The sequence below is a fragment of the Cutibacterium acnes genome (genome assembly GCF_003030305.1).
In the GTDB taxonomy this organism is placed as follows: Bacteria; Actinomycetota; Actinomycetes; order Propionibacteriales; family Propionibacteriaceae; genus Cutibacterium; species Cutibacterium acnes.
Genome location: NZ_CP023676.1, coordinates 1,052,986 through 1,070,298 on the forward strand (window position 1 = coordinate 1,052,986; position 17,313 = coordinate 1,070,298).

At 60.0% G+C, this 17,313-nt stretch carries 16 protein-coding genes and 1 pseudogene; 14 read left to right on the top strand and 3 right to left on the bottom strand.

All coding sequences use genetic code 11. From position 1 onward, the window contains the following. Nucleotides 1–10: 10 nt before the first annotated feature. Nucleotides 11–592: an isochorismatase family protein gene (locus CPA42_RS05325; protein ID WP_002515543.1), complete on the bottom strand. Its 582-nt coding sequence runs from the start codon at nucleotides 590–592 to the stop codon at nucleotides 11–13. 44 nt (nucleotides 593–636) lie between these two features. Here CPA42_RS05325 and mgrA point away from each other — a divergent pair. The 10 genes and pseudogenes from mgrA (at nucleotide 637) to pyrE (ending at nucleotide 12,069) form a co-directional block, all read left to right on the top strand. After that, nucleotides 637–1,648, top strand: a pseudogene (mgrA, locus tag CPA42_RS05335) (L-glyceraldehyde 3-phosphate reductase). Nucleotides 1,649–1,799: 151 nt separating this feature from the next. Further along, nucleotides 1,800–2,375 (top strand): bifunctional pyr operon transcriptional regulator/uracil phosphoribosyltransferase PyrR, encoded by a 576-nt coding sequence (gene pyrR / locus CPA42_RS05340; protein WP_002515498.1) that lies wholly within the window; start codon nucleotides 1,800–1,802, stop codon nucleotides 2,373–2,375. After that, nucleotides 2,372–3,316: an aspartate carbamoyltransferase catalytic subunit gene (locus CPA42_RS05345; RefSeq protein ID WP_002515648.1), complete on the top strand. Its 945-nt coding sequence runs from the start codon at nucleotides 2,372–2,374 to the stop codon at nucleotides 3,314–3,316. Before pyrR ends, CPA42_RS05345 begins: the two co-directional genes overlap by 4 nt. Next, complete coding sequence (locus CPA42_RS05350; protein ID WP_024513557.1) at nucleotides 3,313–4,650, top strand: dihydroorotase; 1,338 nt, start codon at nucleotides 3,313–3,315, stop codon at nucleotides 4,648–4,650. The genes CPA42_RS05345 and CPA42_RS05350 overlap by 4 nt, the downstream gene beginning before the upstream one ends. After that, nucleotides 4,647–5,735 carry a carbamoyl phosphate synthase small subunit gene (locus CPA42_RS05355; protein WP_002515461.1) on the top strand — a complete coding sequence of 363 codons (1,089 nt, stop codon included), beginning with the start codon at nucleotides 4,647–4,649 and terminating at the stop codon, nucleotides 5,733–5,735. The genes CPA42_RS05350 and CPA42_RS05355 overlap by 4 nt, the downstream gene beginning before the upstream one ends. Beyond that, the gene (gene carB, locus CPA42_RS05360; protein ID WP_002515490.1) at nucleotides 5,735–8,941 is read left to right on the top strand and encodes a carbamoyl-phosphate synthase large subunit; all 3,207 of its coding nucleotides are present in this window, start codon (nucleotides 5,735–5,737) and stop codon (nucleotides 8,939–8,941) included. The genes CPA42_RS05355 and carB overlap by 1 nt, the downstream gene beginning before the upstream one ends. After that, nucleotides 8,941–9,735, top strand: coding sequence for a dihydroorotate dehydrogenase electron transfer subunit (locus CPA42_RS05365; protein ID WP_002515545.1), 795 nt, complete (start codon nucleotides 8,941–8,943; stop codon nucleotides 9,733–9,735). Before carB ends, CPA42_RS05365 begins: the two co-directional genes overlap by 1 nt. Then, nucleotides 9,732–10,655: a dihydroorotate dehydrogenase gene (locus tag CPA42_RS05370; protein ID WP_002515603.1), complete on the top strand. Its 924-nt coding sequence runs from the start codon at nucleotides 9,732–9,734 to the stop codon at nucleotides 10,653–10,655. The genes CPA42_RS05365 and CPA42_RS05370 overlap by 4 nt, the downstream gene beginning before the upstream one ends. Before the next feature lie 25 nt (nucleotides 10,656–10,680). Beyond that, on the top strand, nucleotides 10,681–11,391 hold the full coding sequence (gene pyrF / locus CPA42_RS05375) for an orotidine-5'-phosphate decarboxylase (protein ID WP_002515649.1): 711 nt from the start codon (nucleotides 10,681–10,683) through the stop codon (nucleotides 11,389–11,391). A 27-nt stretch (nucleotides 11,392–11,418) separates the two neighbouring features. Beyond that, complete coding sequence (gene pyrE / locus CPA42_RS05380) at nucleotides 11,419–12,069, top strand: orotate phosphoribosyltransferase (RefSeq protein WP_002515497.1); 651 nt, start codon at nucleotides 11,419–11,421, stop codon at nucleotides 12,067–12,069. Between the two features lie 380 nt (nucleotides 12,070–12,449). On the opposite strand, the gene CPA42_RS05385 is transcribed toward pyrE, so the two are convergent. Next, nucleotides 12,450–13,256, bottom strand: coding sequence for a fructosamine kinase family protein (locus CPA42_RS05385; protein WP_002515547.1), 807 nt, complete (start codon nucleotides 13,254–13,256; stop codon nucleotides 12,450–12,452). A gap of 31 nt (nucleotides 13,257–13,287) precedes the next feature. Here CPA42_RS05385 and rimO point away from each other — a divergent pair, with 31 nt between their 5' ends. The 4 genes from rimO to CPA42_RS05405 all read left to right on the top strand — a co-directional run bounded on the left by rimO (nucleotide 13,288) and on the right by CPA42_RS05405 (nucleotide 16,294). After that, complete coding sequence (rimO, locus tag CPA42_RS05390) at nucleotides 13,288–14,712, top strand: 30S ribosomal protein S12 methylthiotransferase RimO (RefSeq protein ID WP_002519012.1); 1,425 nt, start codon at nucleotides 13,288–13,290, stop codon at nucleotides 14,710–14,712. A 108-nt stretch (nucleotides 14,713–14,820) separates the two neighbouring features. After that, entirely contained in the window at nucleotides 14,821–15,435 is a 615-nt protein-coding gene (pgsA, locus tag CPA42_RS05395; RefSeq protein WP_002515483.1) for a CDP-diacylglycerol--glycerol-3-phosphate 3-phosphatidyltransferase, read from the top strand. Further along, nucleotides 15,432–15,917 (top strand): CinA family protein, encoded by a 486-nt coding sequence (locus CPA42_RS05400; protein WP_002515563.1) that lies wholly within the window; start codon nucleotides 15,432–15,434, stop codon nucleotides 15,915–15,917. The genes pgsA and CPA42_RS05400 overlap by 4 nt, the downstream gene beginning before the upstream one ends. Nucleotides 15,918–16,018: 101 nt before the next feature. Then, a complete protein-coding gene (locus CPA42_RS05405; protein WP_002513709.1) occupies nucleotides 16,019–16,294 on the top strand; it encodes a helix-turn-helix domain-containing protein in 276 nt (91 codons plus the stop codon). 101 nt (nucleotides 16,295–16,395) lie between these two features. On the opposite strand, the gene CPA42_RS05410 is transcribed toward CPA42_RS05405, so the two are convergent. After that, the gene (locus tag CPA42_RS05410; protein ID WP_002517774.1) at nucleotides 16,396–17,154 is read right to left on the bottom strand and encodes a DeoR/GlpR family DNA-binding transcription regulator; all 759 of its coding nucleotides are present in this window, start codon (nucleotides 17,152–17,154) and stop codon (nucleotides 16,396–16,398) included. Between the last annotated feature and the right edge of the window lie 159 nt (nucleotides 17,155–17,313).

Below are 17,313 nucleotides of genomic sequence, written 5' to 3' on the forward strand. Positions count from 1 at the left end.
TCAGTGACGCTCAGAGCTGTGAACTAGTGGTGACCGTTACTCCGGCATCTTCCATGACCGCCACGGCTGCGTTGCCCATCTCTGGGCTGACCGGCTCGCTGAGGTCGGTCAGGCATGTCGTGACGAACCCGAGACGCTGAGCGTCCAGAGCCGTGTCTTTGACGCAGTGGGACAGAGCCAAGCCGACGATGTCGACAGCCTCGATTCCGCGATCACGCAATACCGTCTCGAGAATTGACCCGTCCTCGGTAGTCCCTTCGAAACCGGAATAGGCTGCAGCGTATTGGCCTTTCTTAACCCGTGCGTCGACAGGAATCTTAGCGATCGCCGGATGAATCTCAGCTTCGTCGGTGCCAACAACCCCATGTGGCGGCCAGGAGTCCACAAAGTCGGGGTTGTTGGAGAAATGGTTACCGGGATCAATATGCCAATCCTGAGTGGTGACGACCATGTCGTAACAATTGTAGTGGGTTGGGATATACGTCGCGATCCGCTCGGCGCAGGCATTGCCACCCGTGACAGCCAGAGCGCCTCCCTCGCAGAAGGTCGGCTGGACGTCCACGACGAGAAGGGCACGGTGTGACGAAGTCATGGACACATCCTTTCACCACGTCTGGTTGTAGGTACGCTGACGCCATGGCAGTGAGCACCTATGAGGCAGCCCAGGATCGCTACGACACCATGGAGTATCGACGTTGCGGAACGAGCGGCTTATTACTCCCCGCTGTCTCCCTAGGGTTGTGGCACAATTTTTGGAGATTTTCACCCCGGATCTACGCAGCGTGCCGTGCTGCGTCGCGCTTTCGATCGCGGTATCACCCACTTCGACCTCGCTAATAATTACGGTCCGCCCTATGGACAGGCCGAGATCAATTTCGGTCGCATCATGGCGACTGATTTCAAGCCCTACCGGGACGAACTCATTATTAGTTCCAAGGCTGGCTACGATATGTGGCCAGGCCCTTATGGGCAGGGTGGGTCTCGCAAGTACCTCATCGCCTCCTGCGACCAGTCTCTTAAACGGATGGGGCTGGACTACGTCGACATCTTTTATTCTCACCGGTTCGATCCGGAAACTCCGCTCGAGGAGACAATGGGAGCTCTCGACCGGATCGTGCGATCAGGTCGTGCCTTGTATGCAGGTATTTCCTCATACGATCCCAAGGAGACAGAACGTGCTGCCACCATTGCGCGTGACCTTGGCACCCCGTTACTCATCCACCAGCCGCGTTACAACATGTTTGATCGATGGATTGAGGATGGTCTCGTCGATACCTGTGAGCAGGAGGGGATGGGCATCATCTGTTTCTCTCCGTTGGCTCAGGGAATCCTCACCGACAAATACCTGAGGGGTGTTCCCGCCCAGTCGCGTGCTGGCATGGGAGCGGTCTCGCTGCGACCCGATCAGATCGACGACGTCACCCGCGCTGCAATTGCTGCCCTCAACGAGGTTGCCAAAGACCGTGACCAGACGTTGGCCCAGATGGCCCTCTCGTGGATCCTGCGTGAGCCCCGCATTACCAGCGTGCTTGTGGGGGCTTCCTCGGTACCACAACTGGATTCGGATATCGATGCGCTTAGAACTACCCCGTTCACCGACGATGAGAGAGTGCGTATTGAGTCGGTGCTGGCCGACCACGTCCTCTGATCTGTCTCGAGTCGTGCTACTCTCCTAGAGACGCCCTTTAATGGCGATCCCGTGAGGTCGCGAAGGTCGTGCCAGTAGGCGATTGCGTATATGCGCGTCGTCTGGCGTGCTCTACCCTCGCACCTGCGGTGTCCAGAGGTAGGAGCCTGCTATGCAACTCACCCAGTCATCTGGTCCAGTGACCGTTCTCGATTCCAAGGCTTTGGAGCGGGCACTGACGAGAATTTGTTACGAAATCGTCGAGCGCAACGAGGGGCTCGACCAGTTGGTCATCGTCGGAATTCGCACCCGTGGTGCGTATCTTGCACGGCGCATGGCTACCAAGCTGTCTTCCCTCGGCGAGGTCGACGTTCCTGTCAGCGAGCTCGATATCACCTTGTATCGAGACGACCTCGACCCCAATGAGCACCGCGAGCGCCCGAAAACCCCGGTGCTCTCGGGCAATAACGTTCCTTCAAACTTGGCTGGTAAGACCGTCGTGCTTGTTGACGACGTGCTGTTCACCGGTCGTACCGTCCGGGCGGCCCTTGACGCCCTGGTCGATACCGGACGTCCCGACCGTATTCTGCTGGCGGTCATGGTTGATCGCGGCCACCGAGAGCTTCCGGTCCGCGCTGATTTCGTTGGTAAAAACATCCCCACTTCGTTGGGTGAGGCCGTGGACGTCCACGTCACCGAAGTTGATGGCGAAGACTCCGTCACGATTCGAAAGGTGGCTTCCCGATGAGCACTGAGGTTGTTAAAGAGTTCGACGCCGACTACACCGGACGTCACTTTTTGTCGGTCGAAGACATGTCCAGTGATGACGTCATGCGGATCATCGAGCGTGGTCGGCAATTCAAGGCCGGTGACGCTCCGCGCGTGGAGCCGGGTCACGTCGCTATCAACATGTTCTTCGAGAACTCCACCCGAACGATGACCAGCTTTCAGATGGCTGAGCACCGTCTCGGCATGAAGATCCTCGACTTCGATCCGGGCCACTCCAGCGTCACCAAGGGGGAGAGCCTCTACGACTCGGTGCGCACCGTCGACGCCATTGGCGCCGAGGTTGCCGTCATACGTCACTCCACCAACCACTACTACGATTACCTGCTCGCAACCGGGATGCTCGGCTTGTCGGTCGTCAATGGTGGGGATGGATCTGGTCAACACCCTAGTCAGTGCATGCTGGACCTCATGACTATCGCTGAGGAGTTTGGCCATGTCGACGGTCTAACGGTTGCGATCAGCGGCGATATCGTGCACTCGCGAGTAGCTCGTTCTGATGCTCAAATCCTTACCAGGCTTGGGGCCAACGTTGTCTTTACTGGACCGCGTGAGTGGATGGACCATGACGTCACCCGACTTGGCACGATGGCGACTCTCGACGAGGTCATTGCTGATGTCGACGTCGCGATGATGCTACGCGTCCAGCACGAGAGATTCGATGCTGGCCCAGACTTCTCTGCAACTGATTACTTACATACGTTTGGGCTCACAGACGAGCGCGCAGAGCGAATGAAGCCTCATGCGATCATCATGCACCCGGCTCCTGTAAACCGAGGATGTGAAATTTCCGGTCACCTCGTAGAGGCTCCCTCGTCTCGTATTTTTGAGCAGATGGGGAACGGAGTTATGGTGCGAATGGCTATTTTGGAACAGGTGTTGCACGGCAGGGAGACAAAATGAGCCGCCGGGTCCTCCTCACCGGGCTGACCATGCTGGTGGGAGCCACCCCGGTTCCCTCCCAGCTCCTCATCCGTGATGAGCGGATCGAGGCTATTTCACGAGGGCGGTCCAACGCCCTCGACGGGGCCGATGCTGAGGTCGTCGATCTTGGTGGGGCTCTGGTGACTCCCGGGATGGTGGACCTGCACGTTCATCTGCGCGAGCCGGGTCAGGAACATAAGGATACTATCGCCTCAGGCACTGCGGCGGCCGCCCGAGGCGGCTGGACGACGATTTGTGCGATGCCCAATACTGTTCCTGACCCCCATAGCCCCGAGCTCATGGCCGACCTCAACCGGAGGGTTGAGGAATCGGCCGTGGTGCGGGTGTTGCCCATCGCCCCCATCACTGTTGGACTGACGGGCAATGACCTTGTTGACGTTGAGGCCTTGACACGGGCCGGGGCAGTGGCCTTCTCCAATGACGGCAAGGGAGTGCAGCTGGCCGGAGTCATGTACGACGCGATGCGGTCAGCCGCCGCGGTCGACCGTCCGATCGCTGCTCACGCCGAGGACGAGTCCCTGGTGCGGGGCGGGGTGATCAACGACGGACGTCGGGCTAGGGAACTCGGCCTACCTCCCATGACTCGTCTTACCGAGACTGTGCAGGTGGCCCGCGACGTCATGATCGCCGAGGAGACTGGTGCCCACTACCATCTGTGCCACGCCTCGACCCGGCAGTCGATTCGTACTCTGCGTCGGGGCCGTGAGGACGGCGCGAATGTCACCGGTGAGGCGGCTCCGCACCATCTGCTGCTGGCCGACGACGACATCCCCGACGATGATGGGTTCTACAAGATGAATCCGCCGCTGCGCACCCGTGACGACCTCAACGCTATGGTCGAGGGTCTGTGTGACGGGACCTTGACCTGTATCGCCACCGATAACGCCCCGCACGCGGCTGAAGAAAAGGCATGTTCCTTCCGCGATGCCGCTTTTGGGGTCATCACTAACGAGCACACCTTTGCCCTGCTGTACACCAACTTTGTGCTTGACCGGCGGTTCCGACTCGACCAGCTTGTCGACTGGCTCACCATCGGGCCGGCCGAGACCTTCGGGATACCGGAGGCCGGTCGGCTGCGAGTGGGAGGACCGGCCGACCTGGCCGCTTTCGACTTGCGCACCGAGATGATGATTATTCCCGGGGACGGAGCCGGGATGGGGCGTAACACCCCCTTCGCTGGTCGTTCCGTCCGCGGTGACTGCGTGCTGACGATGGTCGGTGGCCAGACGGTTTACCGTCGCGGCCAGCCGATAGGGAAGACTGACGACCACGAGATGGGAGACCCGCAGTGAGCAGACGCACCCTGTTATTGGCCGACGGGACAAGCTACCAGGGCGAGGCTTTCGGGGCCGATCGTGAGGTGAGTGCCGAGGTCGTCTTCACTACCGGCATGACCGGCTACCAGGAAACTTTGACCGACCAGTCCTATAACGGACAAATCGTCACCTTCACCTACCCCCTTATTGGCAATTGCGGAATCAACCGTGATGATATGGAGTCGCTATTCCCGACGACCGCCGGGGTCATCTGCCGCGAGGTGCCGCGACTGGCTAGCAACTGGCGCAATCGGCGTAGCCTTGGCGAATTTCTCACCACCCACGGCATCCCTGGTCTGGCTGGGATTGATACTCGTGCTTTGGTGCGTCGGTTGCGCACCGCGGGAGTCATGAAGGGTGTGTTGCTGGCCCCTGACGCTGATCTCGACGCTGAGCTGGGGAAGTTGCGAAACATCCACTTGCCTACCGACCAGATCGCCCAGGTGTCCACCCGCACCGCCTACCCGTCACCCTTGGGCGGGCGCAGTGTGGTGCTCTTCGACTTCGGTCTTAAGCACTCCATCTTGCGGGAGCTGAGCAGGCGAGGTTGTGCCGTGACCGTTGTGCCGTGGAACATCTCAGCCGATCGGGTGCGGGCCCTGGCGCCCGACGGCATCATGCTTTCTAACGGCCCCGGGGACCCGAAATCCATCCCGGGGGTACAGGATGTGGTGCGAGAACTGCAGGAGGAGTACCCGGTCTTCGGTATTTGCATGGGCCATCAGATCTTTGCTCTGGCTAACGGTGCCGATACCTATAAGCTGCGTTTCGGCCATCGCGGCTTCAACCACCCCGTCCGCGAGCTGTCGACCGGTCGGATCGACTTCACCAGCCAGAACCACGGCTACGTCGTTGATCCGGAATCGGTGTCCGGCACCGAGTTGGAGGTGACCCACATCGAGATTAATGATGAGACCGTCATGGGTGTGCGTCATACCCGACTCGGTTCTTTTTCGGTGCAGTACCACCCCGACGCCGCCGCTGGACCTCACGATGCCGCTCACGTCTTCGACGACTTTGTCGCTCTCATGGACGCCAATCACACTGGAGGCCAGAACTGATGCCCCGCCGTACCGACCTGCACCGCATTCTCGTCATCGGGTCCGGGCCGATCCTCATCGGTCAGGCTGCCGAGTTCGACTACGCCGGTACTCAGGCCTGTTTGGCACTCAAGGAGGAGGGGTACGAGGTCATCCTCGTCAACTCCAATCCCGCTACGATCATGACTGACCGTGACGTCGCCGACAAGGTCTACATCGAGCCGATCACCCTCGAGTTCGTCTCTTCAATTTTGCGTCGGGAGCGCCCCGACGCCATCGTCCCCACCCTTGGGGGCCAAACTGGCCTCAATATGGCCACTGAGCTGGCTAAATCCGGTATACTTGACGAACTTGGTATCGAGTTGCTCGGCACCAAGCCCTCGGCCATCGAGAAAGCCGAAGATCGTGATCTTTTCAAGCAGCTCATGGATGAGCTGGGTCAGCCGGTTCCGGCCTCCGAGGTCGTTCACACCGTTGATGAGGCGGTCAAGGTTGGGAACACCATTGGGTACCCGCTCATCGTCCGTCCCGCATACACCCTCGGTGGCACTGGCGGTGGTATGTGCTGCGATGAGGCCGAACTCGTACGTATCGTCGGGAAGGGGCTAGAGCTGTCCCCGGTCACCGAGTGCCTGATCGAGCAGTCGATCGCTGGGTTCAAGGAGATTGAGTACGAGATGATGCGCGATGGCGCTGACAACACCATGGTGGTCTGCACCATGGAGAACTTTGACCCTGTCGGGGTTCACACCGGCGACTCCATCGTTTTTGCTCCTACCCAAACCCTCACCGACGTCGAACACGAGATGCTGCGCGATGCCTCGATTGAGATCGTTCGGACGCTTGGGATCGAGGGCGGCTGCAACGTCCAGCTCGCTCTCGATCCGAATTCCTTCCAGTATTACGTCATCGAGGTCAACCCACGAGTTTCGCGCTCCTCAGCCCTGGCCTCAAAGGCCACTGGCTACCCGATCGCCAAGATCGCCGCCAAGATCGCCGTCGGATTGACCCTTGACGAGATCCGTAACCCCGTCACCGGGACGACGTGGTCGATGTTCGAGCCCATGCTTGACTACGTCGTCGCCAAGATCCCACGCTGGCCCTTCGACAAGTTCGCTCGGGCTGATCGTCGTCTAGGCACCCAGATGAAGGCGACTGGTGAGGTCATGGCCTTGGGACGCACCATCGAGGAGTCCCTGCTCAAGGCGGTGCGTTCTCTGGAGATCGGCGTCGACCACTTAGCTCTGCGTGAGGTCGCTGATCTACCTGACGACATCCTTGAGGAGCGGTTGCTGCATGCTCGCGACGACCGTCTGTTTTGCCTGACTGAGGCGATCCGACGCGGACGCACGGTGCAAGAGCTGCACGAACAGACCAGGATCGACGTGTTCTTCCTCGACAAGGTTGCCCACATCCTCGAAATTGAGGAAAGGCTACGAGCCTGCCCCGATGACTCTGAGGCGCTATGGATTGCCAAGCGCAATGGCTTCTCCGACCCGGCCATCGCACGAATCTGGGGCGAGACCCCTGATGACGTGCGGGTTCGTCGGGTCGACAACGGGATTGTGCCAGTGTACAAGATGGTCGATACCTGTGCCGGAGAGTTCGAATCCTCAACCCCATACTTCTACTCGACCTACGAAATGGAGAACGAGTCGAAAAAGTCGCAGCGCCCTAGCGTTCTCGTCTTGGGTTCCGGGCCGATCCGCATTGGCCAGGGGATCGAGTTCGACTACGCTACCGTTCACTCCGTCAAGGCCATCCAGGCTGCCGGGTACGAGGCCATCATCATGAACTCGAATCCGGAAACGGTGTCTACCGATTTCTCCATCTCCGACAAGCTGTATTTCGAGCCGTTGACCTTTGAGGACGTCATGAACGTCGTCGACCTCGAGCAGCCCGACGGTGTCATCGTCCAGTTCGGTGGTCAGACGGCGATTAACTTGGCCGGACCGCTCTCGGCGGCCGGAGTGCCGATCTTGGGAACCCAGGTGGCCGATCTTGACCGTGCTGAGGACCGGGAAGGATTCGAGTCTCTGCTCGCCGAATTGGGTATTCCGCAAGCCCCAGGTGGCACAGCACGGTCTTCCGAGGAGGCATTTGCAGTCGCTGAGGAGCTCGGTTACCCGGTACTGGTGCGCCCCTCATACGTCATCGGTGGGCGTGCTATGGCCATCGTCACGAGTGCTGAGGAACTTAAGCGGTACATGCGCGATGCTGTGCATGCCAGCCCTGACAAGCCGGTGTTGGTGGATCGCTACCTCAATGGTCTGGAGTGTGAGGTCGACGCGATCTGTGACGGCACTGACGTCCTGATCCCCGGCATCATGGAGCACATCGAGCGCGCAGGTGTGCACTCCGGTGACTCGATGGCCGTCTACCCGCCGCAGCGGATGAGCCAGCATGTTGCCGACCGGATTATTGAGGTGACGACGAAGCTGGCTCGAGGCCTTAAGACCAAGGGGATCCTCAACATCCAGTTTGTCGTTGCCAATGATCCGGCGACCGGTGAGGAGACGGTCTACGTCATTGAGGCTAACCCGAGAGCCTCGCGTACCGTGCCCTTCCTATCGAAGGTAACTGGGGTGTCGATGGCTGAGGTAGCCACCCGAATCATCCTCGGCGAGACCCTCGCTGACCTGGGATTGCGTCCTGGCCTATTGCCGTTCTCGAAGCGCATCCACGTCAAGTCCCCGGTATTCAGTTTCTCGAAACTCGATCTCGTTGACTCCCACCTTGGCCCGGAGATGAAGTCGACCGGTGAGGTCATGGGATCCGACGACACCGTCGAAAAGGCGCTGTACAAGGTGTTCGAGGCAGCGAACCTACATGTTCCCGAATATGGCAAGATCCTCATCACAGTGAGCGATGACGCCAAGCCAGAGGCACTTCAGCTGGCTCGTCGCTTCGATCGGATTGGGTTCCAGCTCGTGGGAACGATGGGTACTGCTCGCTTCTTTGACGAGGGCGGTTTGCGCATCGATGTTGCTGAGAAGATTGGGTCAGGGGAGGCTGGATCGACGGAATCCGTCCTCGACCTCATTAGCCGCAACGGCTGCGACGCCGTCATCAATGTCATGGGCAACGGCCAGGACACCATCATCGACGGTAAACAGATTCGCCGCGAAGCCATCGCTCGTGGCATCCCACTTTTCACCTCGCTGGATACCGCTGCGGCGATTTGCCGGGTCATGGAATCGCGGGTCTTCTCGACGGAGTCGATCTGATGACAAAGACGACTGGGTTTCGTCGTGGCCCACAGATGATGCGACTTGCCGACCGTCACGAGATTGCCACCGGAATATATTCGGTGCGACTCATCCCTCATGAACCTGTGCCACACGTTGTACCAGGGACTTTTCTTGATCTGTTGCTCGGTGGTGGACACGTGCTGCGCCGGCCATTGTCTATTGCGGACGCCGATGACGAGGGATACACCCTTGTCTTTCGGGTGGTAGGGAAGGGAACCGACACGCTCTCGGTAAAGCCGATCGGGGCAGAGGTAGACGTCTTGGGTCCGCTCGGTCATGGGTTCGACGTTGACGCGGTTCAGCCCGAGGGGCGGGCCCTGCTTATTGGTGGAGGAGTTGGGATCCCGCCGCTGTACTTGTTGGGACGGCGACTTGTTGAACGTGGCGTCGAGGTGCAGTTCCGGCTGGGATTCCGCGATCGAAACGATATCTTTTGGGCTGAGCGCTTCGGCCAGCTCGGTGAGGTTCTCGTCTCCACTGACGACGGGTCGGTCGGGACGAAGGGGACTGTCGCTCAGATTGCCGAGACTGACGAGGCTCGTCGTTTTGTCCCCGATCTCGTGCAGGCCTGCGGGCCTCTCCCCATGCTGAGATGGGTGAAGTCTGCACTAGCGCCGACCGTGCGTACCCAGCTATCTCTGGAGGAGAGAATGGCTTGCGGTGTAGGCGCGTGCTACGCCTGCGTCGTCGGTGATGCCCGAAACCCCGATCACCAGTTTCGGGTGTGCTTCGACGGTCCCGTGCTCGCGGCCGAGGAGGTTCTGCTATGACTAGATTGACCGTGTCCCTTCCGGGCCTGAACCTTAAGAACCCGATCATGCCCGCCAGCGGGTGTTTTGGTTTTGGCGCCGAGTATGCGGAGTACTACGACCTGTCGGTGCTTGGGTCGATCATGGTCAAGGCGACCACCCTCGAGCCTCGCCGTGGCAATCCGGTTATTCGGGTGGCCGAAACCCCAGGAGGCATGCTCAACGCCATCGGCCTGCAAAATCCTGGCCTCGACGTCGTCATGGCCGAGAAGCTGCCGTGGTTGGCTGAGCACTTTCCGGACCTGCCCATCATCGCAAACGTCGCCGGTTACACCACCGAGGACTACGTCAGGGTCTGCGAGGTCATCTCGACGGCCCCCAATGTGGCCGCTGTGGAGATTAACATCTCTTGTCCCAACGTCAAGCGCGGTGGAATTACTTTCGGCACTAATGTGACCGCAGCCCATGACCTGACGCAGGCCGTCGTCGCAGCCGCTAGTGTGCCTGTCTACGTCAAGTTGTCGCCCAATGTCACCGACATTACCGAGATCGCGCGTGCGACCGCCGATGCCGGTGCCGACGGTCTAACCCTCATCAACACTCTCACCGGGATGAGGATCAACCTGGCACGGCGTACGCCTGTTATTGCTAACGCCACCGGTGGTCTGTCTGGACCAGCCGTTCTGCCTATCGCGGTGAGGATGATTGACGCCGTTACCCGGGTCGTCGACATCCCCGTCATCGGTATGGGCGGCGTGATGACAAGTGCTGACGCCCTCGAACTCATGATGGCTGGGGCTTCGGCAGTTGGCGTCGGGACCGCTAATTTCACCGATCCGTTGGCCTGCCCCAAGATCATTAACGGTCTTGAGCCTCTCATGGACGACTTAAGCATTGCCAGCCTTGAGGACCTTCGGACTCAGGTTAGGCAGTCTCGTTGATCCGACCACCACTCAAGGAGTTCATATGGACATCACCCGCCCGATTATCGCTCTCGATCTTCCTAGCGCCGAGGCAGCTCTTGACTTCGTAGGTCGATTCGACGGGGAGAATCTTTTCGTCAAAGTCGGCATGGAGTTGTTTTACGCAGCGGGGCCTAGTGTGGTGACCAGCCTCAAGGAGGCCGGGCACGACGTCTTCTGTGACCTCAAGCTTCACGACATTCCCAATACCGTCAAGGGTGCCGCTTCTAGCCTCTCCAGGCTGGGCGCGGACCTACTCACCGTCCATGCAGCCGGTGGTAGGAGCATGATGGAGGCTTCGCTTGAGGGTCTGGGAGATGCCGCCGAGACCACTCGTGTCATCGCCATTACTCAACTCACCTCGACCTCCCCGGAGGCGTTGAAAACTGAGCAGCTAGTGGATGTGCCGCTTGTCGAGTCGGTGCGCAACTACGCCAAGCTCGCCCAGGCTGCTGGACTGGCCGGAGTCGTCTGTTCGGCTCACGAGGCCGCCGATATCGCCTCGGTAACCGGTCCAAACTTCCTGCGCGTCACGCCGGGAATTCGTCCGACAGGGTCCGCAGTAGGGGATCAGTCCAGGGTCGCCACTCCGGGCAACGCCGCCTCGATGGGGTCTTCGGCGATCGTGGTCGGGCGGCCCATTACCAAAGCTGACGACCCGGTAGCCGCTTATCACGCTATTCGCGATGACTGGAATGCCGGGCGTAAGGCCTGACGACAACACGACCTGGAGGAAATCGCAATGACCGTGACCAATAACGAGATCGCCCGCGAGTTTGCTGAGCGCCTGCTAGCCATCGAGGCCGTGTCGCTGTCTCCGGATGCCCCGTTCACTTGGGCATCCGGGCTACACTCGCCCATCTACTGCGACAATCGGGTGACCCTCTCGGATCCGCAGACTCGTGATCTCATTGCTGATGGGCTGGCTTCACTTGTTCGCACCAATTTCCATCAGGTCGACGTCGTGGCCGGCACTGCTACTGCCGGCATTGCCCATGCTGCTCTTGCCGCCGATCGGCTTGGCGCACCCATGGCCTATGTGCGCTCTGCTCCAAAGGACCATGGGCGGGGCAACCAGATTGAAGGGCGTATTCCAGCTCATTCGAAGGTCATCATGGTCGAGGACCTCATCTCCACAGGTGGCTCGGTGCTCAAAGCCGCCCAGGCGGTAGAGCGTGAGGGATCGACGGTAGTCGGCGTCCTCGCTCTCTTCTCCTACGAGCTGGAGAAGGGACACCGCGCCTTTGAGAAGGCGGGAGTGCCGCTGTATACCCTGTCGAATTATCCGATCCTGATCGAGGTGGCTGCTGAGTCTGGGCGGATCACATCTGAGCAGCAGGCGACGTTGGCGACGTGGTCGTCGGATCCACAAGCCTGGTCGGACGCGCACTGATGAGCCCGCTGGCGTTCTTGACCCGCTGACTGAGTCTCGTCTCCGGGTGGCAAACCCTCGCGATCTCGTTGGCAAATCCGCGTGGGTTCCTGGAGCAGGTGCCGGGCGAGGCCCTTGCCATCGACGACGTGCGGCGTGTTCCGGCCCCGGCCCTGAAAGCCGCCACTAATGCTGATCACAGAGACGGTTCGCGGTTATCGGGTCGGCCGAACTGCTCGGGTGTCAGGGTTGTCAGCCACGCTGGCTGGTTGGGTGGCAGTGGCGTTTTCGCCCTGCACGTCGAGCAGTTGTGGTCATGCGCCGACCGCATGGAACCTTGGTGGTGGCCCGGTCCGTTTGCTATGGGACCACGGGGCGAGGTACGTGACCGCGAAACGGGATCACACCCATCGCCGGGCGATCGCGACGGTCTGGTCGACGTATCCGCCGCCGAAGAGCCAGCAATGCACGATGAGCATATGGAGTTGGTGCAACCCGATTCGGTCCTCCCAGCCGTCAGCCAGTGGCGATTCCTCGTTGTAGGCGGCCCGGATTCGCTCGGCGAATGGGGCACCGAATACCGACAAGGCCGCGAGATCTTCTTCGGCGTGGCCACCCTGAGCGGCAGGGTCAATGAGGACGACACCGTCGGGGGTCCACATGAGGTTGCCAGCCCACATGTCCCCGTGGGTGCGAGCTGCAGGGCAGGTGACTAACGCCGGCTCATCGTGATCAAGCGCCCCGCTTGCCAGGCGGTCGACGAGCTTGGACATGATCGCGCGAGCGTCAGCGTCGAGACTGTCCATATATGGTTCGATGCGGTACTGAGCGTAAAACTCTCCCCAGGAGGAGATTGGTTCGGACGGCAGTGGCAGGGGAGCACGGCCGATATACCCATCGTCGGGAACAAACCCGTCAGGTGCAGCCCCCAGGTGTGAGGCCCCGGCTGCGTGGGTGTGAGCCAGTCGGCGGCCAAAGTCCTCGGCTGCCTCGCGGGTGGGATGCCCAGTGGACAATTCGGGTTCGGTGAGCCATCCCTTGCCGTGGTCGAGCACCTCGACGATGCCGGCCCCATCTGGCCGGGCAGCAGCGAGCCACATTAGTCCGGCGACCTCGTAGTCAATGGCGTTCTTGTGGTGGTCGGTCTTGCGGAAGGTCATGGATCCTACGGTAGACGCGTAGGATGCAGTCGAAACCACCTCGTCCATCAGGAGTCTCGTGTCTGCCGCTGATCACCTCATGACAGTCCATCTAGTGTCGATGGGCTGCGCCCGCAACGACGTCGACTCCGAGGAGCTTGCGGCCCGAATGGAGGCTGGTGGGTTCCGCCTCGTCGACGACCCTGCTGAGGCGGAGACCGTTGTCGTCAATACTTGTGGCTTCATCGAGCAGGCCAAGAAGGATTCCGTCGATACCTTGCTGGCTGCCGCCGATCTCAAGGGGAATGGCATCACGACCTCAGTCGTTGCGGTTGGGTGCATGGCCGAGCGTTACGGGCGTGAGCTCGCGGAGTCTTTGCCTGAGGCTGACGCGGTGCTGGGTTTTGACGATTACGGCGACATCGCGGGTCGGTTGCGAACCATCTTGGACGACGGATCGCTTGAGACCCATGTTCCCCGTGACCGACGTACCCTGTTGCCGATTAGTCCGGTCGATCGACCAACCGCACGCGCTGAGGTTTCTGTTCCCGGTCACGGCACGGCCCCCGACCTTTCAGCCTCCGTGACTCCGGATTCCGGCCCCCGAGCCACTCGGCGACGGCTCGGGACAGGGCCCAGTGCACCGCTGAAGATGGCCTCGGGCTGTGACCGTCGTTGTGCGTTCTGTGCCATCCCGCGTTTTCGCGGCTCTTACCTTTCTCGCCCGATCGCAGAAATCGTCGAAGAGGCTCGTTGGTTGGTGGACCACGGCGTCAAGGAAGTATTCCTCGTCAGCGAGAATTCCAGTTCCTATGGTAAAGATTTAGGAGATCTCAGGCTGTTGGAGAAGTTGCTCGTCAACCTTGATCAGGTTGATGGTCTGGAATGGATCCGAGTGTCTTATTTGCAGCCAGCAGAGCTGCGACCGGGGCTTATTGACACGATATTGGCCACCGACAAGGTCGTGCCCTATTTCGATCTGTCCTTCCAACACGCGTCGGGACCGTTACTGCGTCGCATGCGTCGATTCGGTGACGCCGAGTCGTTTCTGAATATCATCGATTCCATTCGCTCCCGCTGCCCGGAGGCCGGTTTGAGGTCGAACTTCATTACCGGCTTCCCTGGTGAGACCGATGCGGACGTCGCAGTTTTGGCTGACTTTTTACAGCGCGCCCGCCTCGATGTTGCAGGCGTCTTCGCCTACTCCGACGAGGAGGGCACCGAGGCCGCCGGACTTGATGGACACGTAGACGAGGACGTCGTCACTGCTCGTCGCGAAGACCTCGCTGATCTGACCGACGAACTCGTTTCCCAGCGTGCTGAGGACCGGATTGGAACCCGGGGGCGGGTGATGGTCGAGGAGATCGATGAGGCTGTTATCGGCAGGGCCGAACATCAGGGGCCGGAAGTCGATGGCTGCGTCACCCTGGTCGACGCAGCCGCAGTGAGCGTGGGGGATATCGTCGACGTCGAGTTCGTCGGTTCTGACGGTGTTGATCTCGTCGCGCGGCCTGCGAATGCCTAAGCCTCGCGACTAGCCGTCGATCTCAGCGCGCTGCCAAAAAGTGATCAATCCGAGTCGCTTCCAGGGCGGTGAGTCGCATGAGGCATCGTCACGCGACATACTGAGCCTATGGCCACGAAGAAGGACCGTCCCAGCAGCATCAACGTTCCCAATGCGCTGACCCTGCTGAGGGTCGTTGCGCTTCCCATCTTCGGATGGATGCTATTAGCCCATGCTCATGAAGGTGGCTGGCGGACGGCAACGACGATCGTTTTCATGGTGGCGATCCTCACCGACTTCGTCGATGGCAAGGTTGCTCGTAAATACAACCTCGTCACCAACTTCGGCAAGATCGGTGATTCGATTGCTGACAAAGCACTGACCGGCATGGCCTTTATCGGCCTCTCGATTATCGGCGAACTCCCGTGGTGGATGACGATTATCATCCTGTTGCGTGAATGGGGCATCACCGTCATGCGAATGAAGATGCTCAAGTACAAGGTGATGGCGGCTAACAAGGGCGGCAAACTGAAAACGGCCATGCAGTCGCTGGCGATTACGCTGTTCTGCCTGGGCTTGTGGCGCATGCCTACTTTTATCTACGTCATCGCCTGGGCGGTCATGATCATTGCCTTCGTCCTCACAGTGATTACCGGCCTGGTGTACATCCGCGACGCCATTCTCATTCGTAACCGCGCAAAGATGACCGAGTCCAGGCCGGCCCGGAAGCGCACGCTCAAATGACTGGCGATGAAGGAGCCCGTCGGCTCATTGCGGTGCTGTCTGAGCATGGACTGACGGCCGCAACCTGCGAATCTCTAACGGCTGGTCTTGTCGCCGCGACGATTACCACCGTTCCGGGGGCATCAACAGTGTTTCGTGGCGGCCTGGTCACCTATGCCAGCGAGCTTAAATCGACCCTGGCAAGGGTCGACGCACAGTGGATAGCGGAGAACGGCGTGATCAACTCCATTACTGCCGCCCAGATGGCCATGGGGTGTCGCAAGGTTTGCGACGCTGATCTCGGGATGGCATGTACCGGAGTTGCTGGGCCTGATCCCCAGGACGGCGAACAGGCTGGGACCGTGTTTATAGCGGTGGTCTACCGCGGGGCCCCGGTCGTTAAACGTCTCCAACTTGAGGGTTCGCGCGAGGAGATTCGGTGCGGCACAGTGGAGCGTCTCCTCGATTTGGGATGTGAGGTTGTTCTCGGTTCGGAAGGCTGAGGACGCGCATCTCAAGCAAGAAGTGAAAAATTCCGCGGTGTGGGGAATGTTTCATGAAGGCGATGCGTTGTCATGGATGAACCACCTGGGAGGAGATACCCATGAAATCAACTCTGTTGCGTGAAATGCTCGGCGAGTCTCTGCGGGAGCAGAGGTTCGCACAGGGGCGAACCTTGCGTGAGGTGTCTTCTGCCGCACGCGTGTCCCTTGGATACCTGTCGGAGGTGGAGCGAGGCCAGAAAGAAGCTTCTAGCGAGCTTATCTCGGCCATCTGCACTGCTCTGGATCTTCCCCAGTCCGATCTCATGCGCATTGTCAGTGACAAGATGCTCAAGAACGAAGACGCCCCGGAACACCGCATCACTGTTGCGGCTTGAACGTACCAAGCTTGTCAGGTTCCCGGTCCCGGGACCGGGAACGTCTACATTTAGGACGAGACAGCGGATAGTTAGCGCGCTAGCGGGTGGCCGAGGGACCGTCAGTCGATGGGCGCGTGGACGATTCGAATCGCGATACCCAGTGCGCGCAGCCGGGCTAGTTCTTCGGGGTCAGCAGAGTCGTCTGTAATGAGGAGGTCGACGTCCTTGGCCTCAGCCAGTTTGGCGAGGGTTACTCGACCGATTTTCGACCCATCGACAGCCGCAATAATGTGTGCTGCCCGTTTGATCATGGTGTGGTTAGTAGCTGCCTCGATACCGTCATGAGTCGTCAGACCACCCTCGGCGCTCATGCCGTCGCAGCCGACGATGGCTGTTCCGACATTGACCTGTTTGAAGGTGGATTCGGCCAAGGAACCGACGAGCTCGAGGGAAGATGGTCGCAGAACCCCACCAGTAATCAGGACCCTCTGCTGGCCCTGACTAGCAGCTTCGAGGGCAATGCTGACGGAGTTTGTAATGAGGGTCAGGTCGTGGCGATGATGCAGGGCCCGGACGATTTCGGTTGTCGTGGTTCCGCCGGTCAGACCAATAGCGTGACGTCCGATCGGCAGCTCGGAAGCTACGGCGTGGGCAATGGCTTCTTTGGCACGACGACGGCGACCGTCCCGTAGATTGACGGGTAGTTCGGCGCCAGTTCCGGCGCGACGCGCAGTTCCGTGTGAACGAATAAGCAAGCCTTGCTCGGCCAAGGAGACGACATCACGCCGGATCGTGGCCGCACTGGCCCCCAAGGCTGATGCCATGTCGCGGAGGGGAACCTCGTCGCGATCCCGTAGCATAGCCAAAATGGCGACCATACGATCATTGCGGCGAGAAGACGTCGAATGGGCGTCCGATGGCATTGTCCCCTCCCAGTTCGCCTGACGGGCTTGCGTGACATTGTGAGCGTTTCTGTGCTGATCCTACCGTGCTGGTAGCAGTGATGGGAGCAAGGGTGCAGCATAGTTGACATCGTT